Source organism: Mesorhizobium sp. B2-5-3, assembly GCF_006441005.1.
Lineage (GTDB): Bacteria > Pseudomonadota > Alphaproteobacteria > Rhizobiales > Rhizobiaceae > Mesorhizobium.
Genome location: NZ_VFUS01000003.1, coordinates 491,483 through 504,756, shown reverse-complemented (window position 1 = coordinate 504,756; position 13,274 = coordinate 491,483). Strand labels below are relative to the sequence as shown.

At 62.6% G+C, this 13,274-nt stretch carries 24 protein-coding genes; all 24 read right to left on the bottom strand.

Going from position 1 to position 13,274, the window contains the following annotated elements; translation table 11 throughout:
• Positions 1–40: 40 nt before the first annotated feature.
• Positions 41–649: an adenylate kinase gene (locus FJ867_RS10140; protein WP_140501277.1), complete on the bottom strand. Its 609-nt coding sequence runs from the start codon at positions 647–649 to the stop codon at positions 41–43.
• The gene (secY, locus tag FJ867_RS10135) at positions 646–1,986 is read right to left on the bottom strand and encodes a preprotein translocase subunit SecY (RefSeq protein WP_140501275.1); all 1,341 of its coding nucleotides are present in this window, start codon (positions 1,984–1,986) and stop codon (positions 646–648) included. The genes FJ867_RS10140 and secY overlap by 4 nt, the downstream gene beginning before the upstream one ends.
• Positions 1,987–2,177: 191 nt before the next feature.
• Positions 2,178–2,651: a 50S ribosomal protein L15 gene (gene rplO, locus FJ867_RS10130; protein WP_140501273.1), complete on the bottom strand. Its 474-nt coding sequence runs from the start codon at positions 2,649–2,651 to the stop codon at positions 2,178–2,180.
• Positions 2,652–2,673: 22 nt separating this feature from the next.
• Positions 2,674–2,871, bottom strand: a complete 198-nt coding sequence (rpmD, locus tag FJ867_RS10125; protein WP_006205449.1) for a 50S ribosomal protein L30 — start codon at positions 2,869–2,871, stop codon at positions 2,674–2,676.
• A gap of 24 nt (positions 2,872–2,895) precedes the next feature.
• On the bottom strand, positions 2,896–3,459 hold the full coding sequence (gene rpsE, locus FJ867_RS10120) for a 30S ribosomal protein S5 (protein ID WP_006333394.1): 564 nt from the start codon (positions 3,457–3,459) through the stop codon (positions 2,896–2,898).
• Positions 3,460–3,606: 147 nt separating this feature from the next.
• Positions 3,607–3,966, bottom strand: coding sequence for a 50S ribosomal protein L18 (rplR, locus tag FJ867_RS10115; protein ID WP_140501271.1), 360 nt, complete (start codon positions 3,964–3,966; stop codon positions 3,607–3,609).
• A gap of 139 nt (positions 3,967–4,105) precedes the next feature.
• The gene (rplF, locus tag FJ867_RS10110) at positions 4,106–4,639 is read right to left on the bottom strand and encodes a 50S ribosomal protein L6 (protein WP_140501269.1); all 534 of its coding nucleotides are present in this window, start codon (positions 4,637–4,639) and stop codon (positions 4,106–4,108) included.
• A 93-nt stretch (positions 4,640–4,732) separates the two neighbouring features.
• Positions 4,733–5,131, bottom strand: a complete 399-nt coding sequence (gene rpsH, locus FJ867_RS10105; RefSeq protein ID WP_006205453.1) for a 30S ribosomal protein S8 — start codon at positions 5,129–5,131, stop codon at positions 4,733–4,735.
• A 12-nt stretch (positions 5,132–5,143) separates the two neighbouring features.
• Positions 5,144–5,449 carry a 30S ribosomal protein S14 gene (gene rpsN / locus FJ867_RS10100; protein WP_013895695.1) on the bottom strand — a complete coding sequence of 102 codons (306 nt, stop codon included), beginning with the start codon at positions 5,447–5,449 and terminating at the stop codon, positions 5,144–5,146.
• Between the two features lie 27 nt (positions 5,450–5,476).
• The gene (gene rplE / locus FJ867_RS10095; protein WP_023717521.1) at positions 5,477–6,055 is read right to left on the bottom strand and encodes a 50S ribosomal protein L5; all 579 of its coding nucleotides are present in this window, start codon (positions 6,053–6,055) and stop codon (positions 5,477–5,479) included.
• Entirely contained in the window at positions 6,048–6,362 is a 315-nt protein-coding gene (rplX, locus tag FJ867_RS10090; RefSeq protein WP_006205456.1) for a 50S ribosomal protein L24, read from the bottom strand. Before rplX ends, rplE begins: the two co-directional genes overlap by 8 nt.
• Before the next feature lie 12 nt (positions 6,363–6,374).
• Complete coding sequence (gene rplN / locus FJ867_RS10085) at positions 6,375–6,743, bottom strand: 50S ribosomal protein L14 (protein WP_006205457.1); 369 nt, start codon at positions 6,741–6,743, stop codon at positions 6,375–6,377.
• 85 nt (positions 6,744–6,828) lie between these two features.
• The gene (gene rpsQ, locus FJ867_RS10080) at positions 6,829–7,068 is read right to left on the bottom strand and encodes a 30S ribosomal protein S17 (protein ID WP_010909280.1); all 240 of its coding nucleotides are present in this window, start codon (positions 7,066–7,068) and stop codon (positions 6,829–6,831) included.
• Between the two features lie 11 nt (positions 7,069–7,079).
• Entirely contained in the window at positions 7,080–7,280 is a 201-nt protein-coding gene (gene rpmC, locus FJ867_RS10075; protein ID WP_006205459.1) for a 50S ribosomal protein L29, read from the bottom strand.
• Positions 7,281–7,293: 13 nt separating this feature from the next.
• Positions 7,294–7,707, bottom strand: a complete 414-nt coding sequence (gene rplP / locus FJ867_RS10070; protein WP_027026963.1) for a 50S ribosomal protein L16 — start codon at positions 7,705–7,707, stop codon at positions 7,294–7,296.
• 27 nt (positions 7,708–7,734) lie between these two features.
• A complete protein-coding gene (gene rpsC / locus FJ867_RS10065; RefSeq protein WP_140501263.1) occupies positions 7,735–8,463 on the bottom strand; it encodes a 30S ribosomal protein S3 in 729 nt (242 codons plus the stop codon).
• Positions 8,463–8,852: a 50S ribosomal protein L22 gene (gene rplV, locus FJ867_RS10060; RefSeq protein ID WP_006205462.1), complete on the bottom strand. Its 390-nt coding sequence runs from the start codon at positions 8,850–8,852 to the stop codon at positions 8,463–8,465. The genes rpsC and rplV overlap by 1 nt, the downstream gene beginning before the upstream one ends.
• Positions 8,853–8,854: 2 nt before the next feature.
• A complete protein-coding gene (rpsS, locus tag FJ867_RS10055; protein ID WP_006205463.1) occupies positions 8,855–9,133 on the bottom strand; it encodes a 30S ribosomal protein S19 in 279 nt (92 codons plus the stop codon).
• A 16-nt stretch (positions 9,134–9,149) separates the two neighbouring features.
• Positions 9,150–9,983: a 50S ribosomal protein L2 gene (rplB, locus tag FJ867_RS10050; RefSeq protein ID WP_140501261.1), complete on the bottom strand. Its 834-nt coding sequence runs from the start codon at positions 9,981–9,983 to the stop codon at positions 9,150–9,152.
• Between the two features lie 22 nt (positions 9,984–10,005).
• Complete coding sequence (locus FJ867_RS10045; protein ID WP_006205465.1) at positions 10,006–10,299, bottom strand: 50S ribosomal protein L23; 294 nt, start codon at positions 10,297–10,299, stop codon at positions 10,006–10,008.
• Positions 10,296–10,916, bottom strand: a complete 621-nt coding sequence (gene rplD, locus FJ867_RS10040) for a 50S ribosomal protein L4 (RefSeq protein WP_140501259.1) — start codon at positions 10,914–10,916, stop codon at positions 10,296–10,298. The genes FJ867_RS10045 and rplD overlap by 4 nt, the downstream gene beginning before the upstream one ends.
• Positions 10,916–11,644, bottom strand: coding sequence for a 50S ribosomal protein L3 (gene rplC / locus FJ867_RS10035; RefSeq protein WP_140501257.1), 729 nt, complete (start codon positions 11,642–11,644; stop codon positions 10,916–10,918). Before rplC ends, rplD begins: the two co-directional genes overlap by 1 nt.
• 61 nt (positions 11,645–11,705) lie before the next feature.
• Positions 11,706–12,014 carry a 30S ribosomal protein S10 gene (rpsJ, locus tag FJ867_RS10030; RefSeq protein ID WP_006205468.1) on the bottom strand — a complete coding sequence of 103 codons (309 nt, stop codon included), beginning with the start codon at positions 12,012–12,014 and terminating at the stop codon, positions 11,706–11,708.
• A 66-nt stretch (positions 12,015–12,080) separates the two neighbouring features.
• On the bottom strand, positions 12,081–13,256 hold the full coding sequence (gene tuf / locus FJ867_RS10025; RefSeq protein WP_140515452.1) for an elongation factor Tu: 1,176 nt from the start codon (positions 13,254–13,256) through the stop codon (positions 12,081–12,083).
• Positions 13,257–13,274: the final 18 nt, after the last annotated feature.

Sequence of the window (13,274 nt, the reverse complement as noted above, 5' to 3'; positions counted from 1 at the left end):
CCGCCATACCCCAGCGGACCGCTTCAGTCAAGCACAATCGCTATTTGGCCGAGGCGGCCTCTTTCACCGTCGCCGCGAGCACGGCTTCGATCTCCGACGTCACGGCATCGATGCCAGCCATGCCGTCCACGCTCTTCAGCCGGCGCTTGGCATAATAATAGCCGATCAGCGGAGCGGTCTTCTTGTAATATTCCCGCAGCCGCTCCTCGAACACCGCCGGATTGTCGTCCTTGCGCACCGGCTGACCGGCTGCCTTGGCCTCATCGGCTCGCTTGACGATACGGCCGACCAGCGCCTTGTCGTCGACGACAAGCTCGATGACGGTGTCGAGCGCAATGCCACGTTCGTCAAGCATCGATTCAACCGCATCAGCCTGCACCAGCGTACGCGGGTAGCCGTCGAGGATGAAACCATTGGCGCAATCGGGCTGGTCAATGCGCTCGGCCACGATGGCGTTGACGATGGCATCCGAGACCAGCTCGCCGGCATCCATGACCGCCTTGGCGCGCTTGCCGACTTCGGTACCGGCCTGGACCGCGGCGCGCAGCATGTCGCCCGTGGAAAGCTGGGGGATGCCGTGTCTCTCTACCAGTCTTTGTGCTTGTGTCCCCTTGCCCGCTCCTGGCGGCCCAAGCAAAATCAACCTCATCTGGCTTTCTTCCCCCCGCGCAGCTTCGACTTCTTGATCAGGCCTTCATACTGGTGCGCGATCAGGTGGCCCTGAATCTGCGCAACCGTGTCGAGCGTGACACTGACCACGATCAGAAGCGATGTGCCACCAAGGTAGAATGGTACGCCAGTCGCCGAGATCAGGAACTCCGGCAGCAGACAGACCAGCACCAGATAGATGGCGCCGACGACGGTGATGCGGGTAAGAACGTAGTCGATATAGTCGGCGGTGCGCTCGCCCGGACGATAGCCGGGAATGAAGCCGGAGTGCTTCTTGAGCTGGTCGGCGGTGTCCTTCGGATTGAACACGATCGCGGTGTAGAAGAAGGCGAAGAACACGATCATCGCCGCGTAGAACAACATGTAGAGCGGCTGGCCATGGCCGAGCGAGGCCAGGATGGTGCTGGCCCAGGCCGGCATGTTCGTGGTCTGCGAGAAGCCGGCGACGGTGGCCGGCAGCAAGAGCAGCGACGAGGCGAAGATCGGCGGGATGACGCCCGACGTGTTGAGCTTGAGCGGCAGGTGAGAAGTGTCGCCCTGGAACATGCGATTGCCGACCTGACGCTTCGGATACTGGATCAGCAGACGCCGCTGGGCGCGCTCGAAGAAGACGATGAGCGCGATGACGACGATGGCCAGCACGATGATCGCCAGGATCAGGCCGGTCGACAGCGCTCCGGTGCGGCCGAGTTCCAGCGTGCCGGAAATGGCATGCGGCAGGCCGGCGACGATGCCGGAGAAGATGATCAGCGAAATGCCGTTGCCGATGCCGCGCGCGGTGATCTGCTCGCCGAGCCACATCAGGAACATGGTGCCGCCGACCAGCGTGACGACGGTCGAGATGCGGAAGAACATGCCGGGATCGCTGACGATGCCGTTGCCGCCTTCAAGCCCGACCGAAATACCATAGGCCTGCACCAGCGCCAGGAGCACCGTGCCGTAGCGCGTGTACTGGTTGATGACCTTGCGGCCCTGCTCGCCTTCCTTCTTCAGCGCTTCCAGCGACGGGATGACCGAGGTCATCAGCTGCATGATGATGGAAGCGGAAATGTAAGGCATGATGCCGAGCGCGAAGATCGCCATGCGTTGCACGGCGCCGCCGGCGAACATGTTGAACATGCCCAGCACGCCCTTGCTCTGCGAAGAGAAGGCCTGCGCGAAGGCATCGGGATTGATGCCGGGAAGCGGGATGTAGGTGCCGAGGCGGTAGACGAGCAGCGCGCCGACGGTGAACCAGATTCGCTTCTTCAGGTCCTCCGCTTTGGCGAAGGCTGAGAAATTCAGATTCGAGGCTAGTTGTTCAGCAGCCGAAGCCATGCCCGATTCTCCGCTTGGTCACGCTTGATGGCCCTAAGGTCAGGCGGCGCGTGTCACCGAAGCTCACGAGATAAGCTCCGGACTGTAAACATGCAAGCGGCCGCGTTGACGCGGCCGCCATATTGAACAGGTCGAAGCGCGATCGAAAGCAAAACCGGATCCGGCCTTGCCGAGCGCGCTTCAAATTGCTGTTACTCGGCGGCCGCCTCTTGCGGCAGCTTGACCGAACCGCCGGCCTTTTCGATCTTCTCGATCGCGGCCTTGGAGGCCCCGGCGACGTCAAAGGCGAGCTTCGCCTTGAGATCGCCGTCCGACAGCACGCGCACGCCGTCCTTCACGCGACGGATGACGCCGGCGGCTACCAGCGCCTCGGCCGTCACGGTCGCCTTCGCATCGAGCTTCTTGGCGTCTACAGCGGCCTGGATACGGGCCAGCGAGACGACGGTAAAGCTCTTGGCGAAGATGTTGTTGAAGCCACGCTTCGGCAGGCGCCGATAGAGCGGCATCTGGCCGCCCTCGAAGCCGTTGACGGCGACGCCGGAGCGCGCCTTCTGGCCCTTGACGCCGCGACCGGCAGTCTTGCCGGAACCGGAGCCGATGCCGCGGCCGAGACGCTTCTTCGAATGCGTCGCGCCGTCCTTGTCACGCAGATCGTTGAGTTTCATCTTGCTTCTCCTGCGCCTGTGCTCAGCCCTCGTCCACGACGCGGACGAGATGCTGGACGGCAGCGATCATGCCGCGCACGGAAGGCGTATCTTCCAGCGTGCGCTGCTTGTGCATCTTGTTGAGGCCGAGGCCGACCAGCGTCGCGCGCTGTTCCTTCGGGCGGCGGATCGGCGAACCGATCTGCTCAACGGTGATGGTCTTGGTTGCTTTCTTGGCCATGGTCAAAATCCCTGGTCAGATCGACTATTCTTCAGCCGCGACGGCGGTGCCGCGGCGGGCCTGAAGGGTCGAATACTTGATGCCGCGCGCGGCAGCCACATCCTTGGGATGCATCTGGCTCTTCAGCGCGTCGAAAGTGGCGCGAACCATGTTGTAAGGGTTCGACGACCCCATCGACTTGGCGACCACGTCATGCATGCCGAGCGTCTCGAAGACGGCACGCATCGGGCCGCCGGCGATGATGCCGGTACCTTGCTTGGCGGCGCGCAGGAGAACACGGCCGGCGCCCCAGCGTCCCTCGACGTCGTGGTGCAGCGTGCGGCCCGAGCGCAGCGGCACGAAGATCATGTCGCGCTTGGCCGATTCGGTTGCCTTGCGGATGGCTTCCGGCACTTCGCGCGCCTTGCCGTGACCGAAGCCGACGCGGCCCTTCTGGTCGCCGACGACGACGAGTGCTGCAAAACCGAAGCGGCGGCCGCCCTTGACGACCTTGGCGACACGGTTGATGTGGACGAGCTTGTCGACCATGCCGTCATCGCGTTCTTCACGATCGCGGCCGCGGCCGCCATCCCTACGTTCCTGTGCCATATCCTGTTCCTTGTTCTTTTCCGGAAGCACGGGTTGCTGAATGCCGACGCCTCATTGCGGGTCGCCGACGGTGAAAATCATCACTCCCTTGCATGATCCGTTTCGAAAAGTCTGCAACTTTCTGCCGACTTTCGGTCCGGATCAGGCTTAGAAGCTCAAGCCGCCTTCACGAGCCGCCTCGGCCAGCGCCTTGACGCGGCCGTGATAGATGTACGGGCCGCGGTCGAAGACGACTTCCTTGACTCCCGCCTTGGCGGCACGCTCGGCGATCAGCTTGCCAATCGCGGCAGCGGCAGCGGTATCTGCGCCGGTCTTGAGCGAACCCTTGAGGTCCTTCTCGAGGGTCGAGGCGGCAGCGATGGTGTGGCCCTTGGCGTCGTCGATGACCTGGACGTAGATGTTCTTCGACGTGCGGTGAACCGACAGGCGCGGACGCTCGCCGGCGACCTTCTTGATCTGGCGGCGGACGCGCTGCGCGCGGCGCTGAGTGGCTTCCTTGGTACCCATGATGGTCTTCCTTGCCTTCAGAAAACGGGGGCCGCCCTGTGCGGTAGGCGAAAGCGCCTCCCGCGACCGCTCCCCGCGGCGTTACACTTCCTGGCTTGGCCCCTTCCGAAAAGTCTGCACCTTCCCGGGGCCAAACCCACTACTTCTTCTTGCCTTCCTTGCGGACGATCTTCTCGCCTGCGTAGCGGACGCCCTTGCCCTTGTAGGGCTCGGGACCACGGTATTCGCGGATTTCCGCAGCCACCTGGCCGACCTGCTGCTTGTCGATGCCGGCCACGGTGATTTCGGTCGGCTTCGGCACGGTGATGGTGATGCCTTGCGGCGTCTCGTAGACGACGTCGTGGCTGAAGCCGAGCGCCAGCTGCAGGTTCTTGCCCTGCAAGGCGGCGCGATAGCCGACGCCGGTGATCTCGAGCTTCTTCTCGAAGCCGTCCTTGACGCCCTGCAGGATGTTGACGATCTGCGTGCGCGACATGCCCCACTTGGAGCGGGCGGTCTTGGACTGGTCGCGCGGCTCGACAGCGATCTCGCTGCCTTCCATCTTGACCAGCACTTCGTCGTTGACCACGAACTTCAGCTCGCCCTTGGGGCCCTTCGCCGTCACGGTCTGGCCGTTGACGGTCGCGGTCACGCCCTGCGGCAGCGAAACGGGTTTCTTTCCAATACGAGACATTTTGTTGTCCTCGTCACTTCTCTTGTTTCAGGTCTCTGTCTTCGGGACGATCCGAAGACCGGATTCCATTTTTTTCGGGATCACGCTGCCGGATCAGAAGATCTGGCAGAGGATCTCGCCACCGACGTTCTGTTCGCGCGCTTCGTGGTCGGCCATCACGCCCTTCGGCGTCGAAAGGATGGCGATACCGAGGCCGTTGGCGACATGCGGGATCGACTTGGCCGAAACGTAAACGCGGCGGCCCGGCTTCGAGACGCGGGCGATTTCGCGCACCACCGGCGCTCCGTCGAAATACTTCAGCTCGATCTCGATTTCGGACTTGCCGTTGTCGAAATCGGTCTGGCTGTAGTCGCGGATATAGCCTTCAGCCTTCAGCACGTCGAGGACGCGGGTGCGCAGACGCGAGGCCGGCGTCGACACGCTCGACTTCTTGCGGCCATAGGCGTTGCGGATGCGGGTCAGCATATCGCCGAGAGGATCGCTCAATGACATGTTATGTCCTCCTTACCAGCTCGACTTGACCAGGCCCGGGATCTGGCCGTTATTGCCGAGATCACGAAGCGCGATGCGCGATACTTTGAGCTTGCGATAGTAGGCACGCGGACGGCCGGTGACTTCGCAGCGGTTGCGGATGCGGATCTTGGCCGAGTTGCGCGGCATGGCGGCAAGCTTGAGCTGAGCGCGGAAGCGCTCCTCCATCGGCTTGGACTGGTCCATGATGATCGCCTTCAGGGCAGCGCGCTTGGGACCGTACTGGTCGGCAAGCTTGCGGCGCCTGTTGTTCTTCTCGACTGAGCTGGTCTTTGCCATTTCAGATTTTTCCTTTTCTCGCTGCCGTTACTGGCGGAAGGGGAAGTTGAAGGCCTTGAGCAGTGCCCTGGCTTCGTCGTCCGTCTTCGCAGTCGTACAAACGATGACGTCCATGCCCCAGATCTGATCAACCTTGTCGTAGTTGATCTCCGGGAACACGATGTGTTCCTTGATGCCCATGGCGTAGTTGCCACGGCCATCGAAGCTCTTCGGATTCAGTCCGCGGAAGTCGCGGACGCGCGGCAGCGCGATGTTCACGAGGCGGTCGAGGAACTCGTACATGCGTTCCTTGCGCAGCGTGACCTTGGCGCCGATCGGCATCTTCTCGCGGACCTTGAAGCCTGCGATCGAATTGCGGGCGCGGGTGACGACGGCCTTCTGGCCGGCGATCATCGCCAGATCCTCGGCCGCGATCGAAGGCTTCTTCGAATCGCCGGTCGCTTCGCCAACGCCCATGTTCAGCACGATCTTGTCGATGCGCGGAACCTGCATCTCGTTGTCGTAGCCGAACTGCTCCTGCAAGGCCTTGCGGATGGTCTCGTTGTAGACCTGCTTGAGGCGCGGCGTGTTCTGGGCAGTCGCCTGCTTGGTTTGAGCCTTAGCCATTGATGACTTCTCCCGAGCGCTTGGCGACGCGCACCTTCTTGCCGTCCTTCTGGAAGATGAAGCCGACGCGGGTCGGCTTGCCATCCTTGGGGTCGGCCAGCGCGATGTTCGACAGCTGGATCGGCGCTTCCTTGGTGATGATCCCGCCCTCTTGGGACTGGGACTGCTTCTGGTGACGACGGATCATGTTGACGCCGCGCACCAGCGCGGTGTCGTCCTTCGGCTGAACCGACAGGACTTCGCCCGAACGGCCCTTGTCCTTGCCAGCCAGCACGACGACCTTGTCGCCTTTTCTAATCTTCTGCATTGGTCCGGCTCCTTACAGCACTTCAGGCGCGAGCGAGATGATCTTCATGTGGTTCTTGGCGCGGAGTTCGCGCGGAACCGGTCCGAAGATACGCGTGCCGATCGGCTCTTTCTTGTTGTCGACGAGAACGGCCGCGTTCTTGTCGAAACGGATCACGCTGCCGTCCGGGCGGCGGATGTCCTTGGCCGTGCGAACCACGACCGCTTTCATCACATCGCCCTTCTTCACGCGGCCGCGCGGGATGGCTTCCTTGATCGACACCACGATGATGTCGCCTACGGAAGCGTATTTCCGCTTCGAGCCGCCCAGCACCTTGATGCACATGACACGACGGGCGCCGGAATTATCCGCGACGTCGAGGTTTGTTTGCATCTGAATCATGACTGGCCGCCTTCTTCTTTTCTAACGGGACGGGTTCTTCACCCCTCCCCGGTCTGTCCAAAATTCGTTTGTTTACGCCCAGAGATCAGGCTTGGTCCGAAGACACGACGATCCAGCGCTTGTCCTTGGAAATCGGCTTCGATTCCTGGATGAACACCTGATCGCCAACCTTGTGGGCGTTGTTCTCGTCGTGCGCCTTGTACTTCTTGGTCATGCGCACGGTCTTCTTCATCACGGGATGCGTGAAGCGCCGTTCGACCTTGACGACAACCGTCTTCTCGTTCTTGTCGCTGACGACGGTGCCCTGCAGAATGCGCTTTGGCATGGTTTTCGTCCTTAAGCCTTCTTAGCCGCGGACTTTTCCGCAGCGATGGTCTTGATACGCGCAATGTCCTTGCGGACCTGCCTCACGCGCGCGGTCTTTTCGAGCTGGCCGGTCGCCTTCTGGAAGCGCAGGTTGAACTGCTCTTTCTTCAGGCTGGCCAGGTCGTCGGTCAGCTGGTCCTGGGTCTTGGTCCGGATGTCTTCGGCTTTCATGATCAGCCCGTCCTTATTCTGCGATGCGCTGTACGAAGCGCGTCCTGACCGAGAGCTTGGCCGCGCCGAGACGCAGTGCCTCACGGGCGGTTTCTTCGTTGACGCCGTCGATCTCGAACATGATCCGGCCCGGCTTGACGCGCGCCGCCCAGTAGTCGACCGCGCCCTTGCCCTTGCCCATGCGGACTTCGGTCGGCTTCGAGGTGACCGGCAGATCCGGGAAAATACGGATCCAGACACGGCCGGCGCGCTTCATCTCGCGGGTGATCGCGCGGCGGGCCGCTTCGATCTCGCGCGCGGTGACGCGGTTCGGCTCAAGCGCCTTCAGCCCGAAACCACCGAAATCCAGGTTGGTCCCGCCCTTGGCGGTACCGTGGATACGGCCCTTGAACTGCTTGCGGAACTTTGTGCGCTTTGGCTGCAGCATCGTTCTAACTCCAAATTCCTAAATGTCTCAGGCGTTTTCGCGACGACGACCGCGTTCGCGATCACCACCACCACCGCCATGCGCATGATCGCCCTCGGTCGCGCGGCGCTCCGAAGCCATCGGGTCGTGCTCGAGGATCTCGCCCTTGAACACCCACACCTTGACGCCGCAGATGCCGTACGCCGTATTCGCCTCGGCCGTGCCATAGTCGACATCGGCGCGCAGCGTGTGCAGCGGCACGCGGCCTTCGCGGTACCATTCCATGCGCGCGATTTCGGCGCCGCCGAGACGGCCCGAGCAGTTGATGCGGATGCCTTCGGCACCGAGGCGCATCGCCGACTGCACGGCACGCTTCATGGCGCGGCGGAACGCGATGCGGCGCTCGAGCTGCTGGGCGATCGACTGGGCGACCAGGGTCGCGTCGATTTCCGGCTTGCGCACTTCCACGATGTTGAGGTGCGTCTCGGACTTGGTCATCTCCATCAGCTTCTTGCGAAGCTTCTCGATGTCGGCGCCCTTCTTGCCGATGATCAGACCCGGGCGCGCGGCATGGATGGTGACGCGGCACTTTTTGTGCGGACGCTCGATCACGACCTTCGAGATGGCAGCCTGCTTGAGCTCCTTCTCGAGGTACTTGCGGATCTTGATGTCCTCATGCAGCAGCTTGCCGTACTCGCCGGTGTTCGCGAACCAGCGCGAATCCCAGGTGCGGTTGATGCCGAGGCGAAGACCGATCGGATTGACTTTCTGGCCCATTATGCGGCCTCCCCTTTTTCTTCGACTTCACGAACGACGATCGTGAGGTGCGAGAACGGCTTCTCGATACGGCTGGCGCGACCACGGCCCCGGGCATGGAACCGCTTCATGACGATCGACTTGCCGACATAGGCTTCCGCCACGATCAGCGCATCGACGTCGAGGTCGTGGTTGTTTTCCGCGTTGGCGATCGCCGATTCCAGCGTCTTCTTGACCGTGCCGGAAATCCGCTTGGCCGAGAATTCCAGGTCGGAAAGCGCTGTCGCGACCTTCTTGCCGCGGATCAGCGCGGCAACCAGGTTCAGCTTCTGCGGGCTGATACGGATCGTGCGCAGTACGGCGCGCGCTTCGTTGTCAGCAAGCCTGCGCGGAGCTTTGGCCTTGCCCATGATTATTTCCTCTTCGCCTTCTTATCCGCGCCGTGACCGTAATAGGTCCGCGTCGGAGCGAATTCACCGAACTTGTGACCGACCATGTCCTCGTTCACCGAGACGGGAACATGCTTCTGGCCGTTGTAGACACCGAAGGTGAAGCCGACGAACTGCGGCAGGATGGTGGAGCGACGGCTCCACATCTTGATCACCTCATTGCGACCACCTTCACGAACCTTGTCCACCTTCTTGAGAAGGTAGCCGTCGATGAAGGGGCCTTTCCAAATAGAACGAGTCACTTGGCGTTACCTCTTCTTAGCTCTTGCGCTGATGGCGCGAGCGCAGGATGAACTTGTCGGTCGCCTTGTTGGACCGCGTCTTCTTGCCCTTGGTCGGCTTGCCCCACGGCGAGACCGGATGGCGGCCACCGGAGGTGCGGCCTTCACCACCGCCATGCGGGTGGTCGACCGGGTTCATGGTCACGCCGCGATTGTGCGGGCGCTTGCCACGCCAAACCGTGCGGCCGGCCTTGCCGTCGTTGATGTTGCCGTGGTCCGGGTTGGACACGGCACCGACGGTAGCCATGCAGGAGCCGTGAACGACACGCTGCTCGCCCGAGTTGAGGCGCAGGATCGCCATGCCCTGGTCGCGGCCGACGAGCTGGGCGTAACCGCCAGCCGAACGGGCGACCTGGGCGCCCTTGCCCGGCTTCAGCTCGATGTTGTGGACGATCGTGCCGACCGGCATCGAGGCCAGCGGCATCGCATTGCCCGGCTTCACGTCGACCGCTTCGCCAGCCACGATCTTGTCGCCTGCGGCAAGGCGCTGCGGAGCGATGATGTAGGACAGCTCGCCATCGTCATACTTGATCAGCGCGATGAAGGCGGTGCGGTTCGGATCGTATTCAATGCGCTCGACCGTGCCGACGACGTCGAACTTGCGGCGCTTGAAATCGATGATGCGGTACGAACGCTTGTGACCGCCGCCGATGAAGCGTGCAGTGATGCGGCCGTAATTGTTACGGCCGCCCGACTTGGTCAGGCCCTCGGTCAGACCCTTGACGGGCTTGCCCTTGTAGAGGCCCGAGCGGTCGACGATGACCAGCTGACGGGTGCTCGGCGTTATCGGGTTGAATTTTTTAAGTGCCATTGTCCTGTCCTCGCGGCCTTGCTCAGAGACCCGTCGCGACGTCGATCGACTGGCCGTCGGCCAGCGTCACTACCGCCTTCTTGACGTCGCTCTGGCGGCCGATCGTGCCGCGGAAGCGCTTGATCTTGCCCTTGCGGACAAGCGTGTTCACGGCCATCACCTTGACGCCGAACAGCGCTTCGACGGCGGCCTTGATTTCCGGCTTCGACGCCTTCTTGGCGACGTTGAAGACGACCTGGTTCTGCTCGGAAGCCATGGTCGACTTTTCGGTGATCGCCGGGCTGACGATTACGTCGTAGTGACGAAGGTCGGTCATTTAAAGCGCTCCTCGAGAGCCTCGACGGCGGCCTTCGAAAGGACCAGCGTGCCGCGGCGCAGAATGTCGTAGACGTTGATGCCCTGGATGGGCAGCACGTCGATGTTCGGGATGTTGGTCGCGGCCAGCTTGAAGTTCCGGTCGAGCTCGGCGCCACCAATCACCAGGGCGTTCGTCAGGCCCAGCGTCGCGAAATTCGCGATCAGCGCCTTGGTCTTTGCCTCGGTCAGCTTCAGCTCGTCGATGACGATGATCGACGCGCTCTTGGCCTTGGCCGAGAGAGCATGCTTGAGGCCGAGCGCGCGGACCTTCTTCGGCAGCTCGTGCTCGTGGCTGCGAACGACCGGGCCGTGAGCCTTGCCGCCGCCGCGGAACTGCGGAGCGCGTGCCGAATGGTGACGGGCGCGGCCCGTACCCTTCTGTTTGTACATCTTGGCGCCGGTGCGCGCGATCTCGGCGCGGCCCTTGGCCTTGTGCGTGCCCTGCTGCTTCTTGGCGAGTTGCCAGCGCACGACGCGCTGCAAAATGTCCTCGCGCGGATCAAGGCCGAAAATCTCCTCGGAGAGTTTCACCTTGCCGGCGTCCTTGCCGCCCAGCGTTGTGATCTTGAGATCCATTATTCCGCTCCCTCTGTGGCCGGAGCCTCATTCTTCGTGCCCATACCGGCAGCAACTGGGCGGATCGCGGCGGGCTTCGGCGCATTGGCCGGAAGCGCCACCTTGGCGGCGTCGCGAACCAGGATCCAGGCACCCTTCGACCCGGGAACCGCGCCGCGGATCAGGATCAGGCCGCGGTCGGCATCGGTCGAGACGATCTCGACGTTCTGCGTGGTGACGCGCGTGTCGCCCATGTGGCCGGCCATCTTCTTGCCCTTGAACACCTTGCCGGGGTCCTGGCGCTGGCCGGTCGAACCATGCGTGCGGTGCGAGACCGAGTTACCGTGGGTCGCGCGGCCACCACCCATATGGTGGCGCTTGATGACGCCCTGAAAACCCTTGCCGATCGTCGTGCCGGTGACGTCGACCTTCTGGCCGGCGACGAAATGCTCGACGGTGATCTCGGCGCCGACATCGATCATGTTGTCGGCAGAGACGCGGAACTCGGCAAGCTTGGCCTTCGGCTCGACGGAAGCGGTCGCGAAATGGCCGCGCATGGCCTTCGACGTGTTCTTCACCTTGGCAAGGCCAACGCCGAGCTGAACGGCGGTGTAGCCATTCTTCTCCTGCGTGCGCTGCGCCACGACCTGGCAGTTCTCCATCTGGAGAACGGTGACGGGAACATGTTCCCCGGCATCGTTGTAGATGCGGGTCATTCCCACCTTCTTTGCAATCACACCTGAACGCATCGGTTCAATTCCTTTAGAGTTCCGGGCCAGGGGCACCGCCCCTTACCGCGCTCTCATTCCCTTAGAGCTTGATCTCGACGTCGACACCGGCGGCCAGATCGAGCTTCATCAAAGCATCGACGGTCTGCGGGGTCGGATCGACGATATCGAGCAGACGCTTGTGCGTGCGCATCTCGAACTGCTCGCGGCTCTTCTTGTCGACGTGAGGCGACCGGTTGACCGTGAACTTTTCGATCCGCGTCGGCAGCGGAATGGGGCCGCGGACGTTGGCACCGGTGCGCTTGGCCGTCGACACGATTTCGCGCGTCGAGGCGTCGAGCACCCGGTGATCAAACGCCTTCAGGCGGATGCGGATATTCTGTCCGTTCATGCGTCACTTCCTTGTTCTGGCGCGGCGCGGGCACCCGCGCCCGCGACAGATCGGTTTAAGTCCAAATTACTCTTTGATGGTGACGACGATGCCGGCACCGACGGTGCGGCCGCCTTCACGGATGGCGAAGCGCAGCTTCTCTTCCATGGCGATCGGCACGATCAGCTCGACGTCGACCGTGATGTTGTCGCCAGGCATCACCATCTCGGTGCCGGCCGGCAGCGACACGATGCCGGTCACGTCGGTGGTGCGGAAGTAGAACTGCGGACGGTAGTTGGTGAAGAACGGCGTGTGACGGCCACCCTCGTCCTTGGTCAGGATGTAGGCTTCGGCCACGAACTTCTTGTGCGGCTTCACCGAACCGGGCTTGGCCAGAACCTGGCCGCGCTCGACACCTTCACGGTCGACGCCGCGCAGCAGCGCGCCGATGTTGTCGCCCGCCTGGCCCTGGTCGAGCAGCTTGCGGAACATCTCGACGCCCGTGCAGGTCGTCTTGGTGGTCGGACGGATGCCGATGATCTCCAGCTCCTCGCCGACCTTGACCACGCCGCGCTCGACGCGACCGGTCACGACCGTGCCGCGGCCCGAGATCGAGAACACGTCCTCGATCGGCATCAGGAACGGCTTGTCCAGCGGACGAACAGGCGTCGGGATGTAGGCGTCGACCTGAGCCATCAGCTCGCGGATCGCGTCCTCGCCGATCTTCTTGTCCGAATCTTCCAGCGCCGCCAGCGCCGAACCCTTGACGATCGGAATGTCGTCGCCGGGGAACTCGTTCTTGGTCAGCAATTCGCGAACCTCGAGCTCGACCAGCTCAAGCAGCTCGGCGTCGTCGACCTGGTCGACCTTGTTCAAGAACACCACGATCGACGGCACGCCGACCTGGCGGGCCAAAAGGATGTGCTCGCGGGTCTGCGGCATCGGGCCGTCGGCGGCCGACACAACCAGGATCGCGCCGTCCATCTGCGCCGCACCCGTGATCATGTTCTTCACATAGTCGGCGTGGCCGGGGCAGTCGACATGGGCGTAGTGGCGGTTCTCCGTCTCGTACTCGACGTGAGCCGTCGAAATCGTGATGCCGCGCGCCTTCTCTTCCGGCGCCGCGTCAATCTGGTCATAGCGCTTGTATTCGCCAAAATACTTGGTGATCGCTGCCGTCAAAGACGTCTTGCCATGATCAACGTGGCCAATCGTGCCGATGTTCACATGCGGCTTGGTGCGCTCGAATTTACCTTTTGCCATGTGATGTCTCCATTCCTG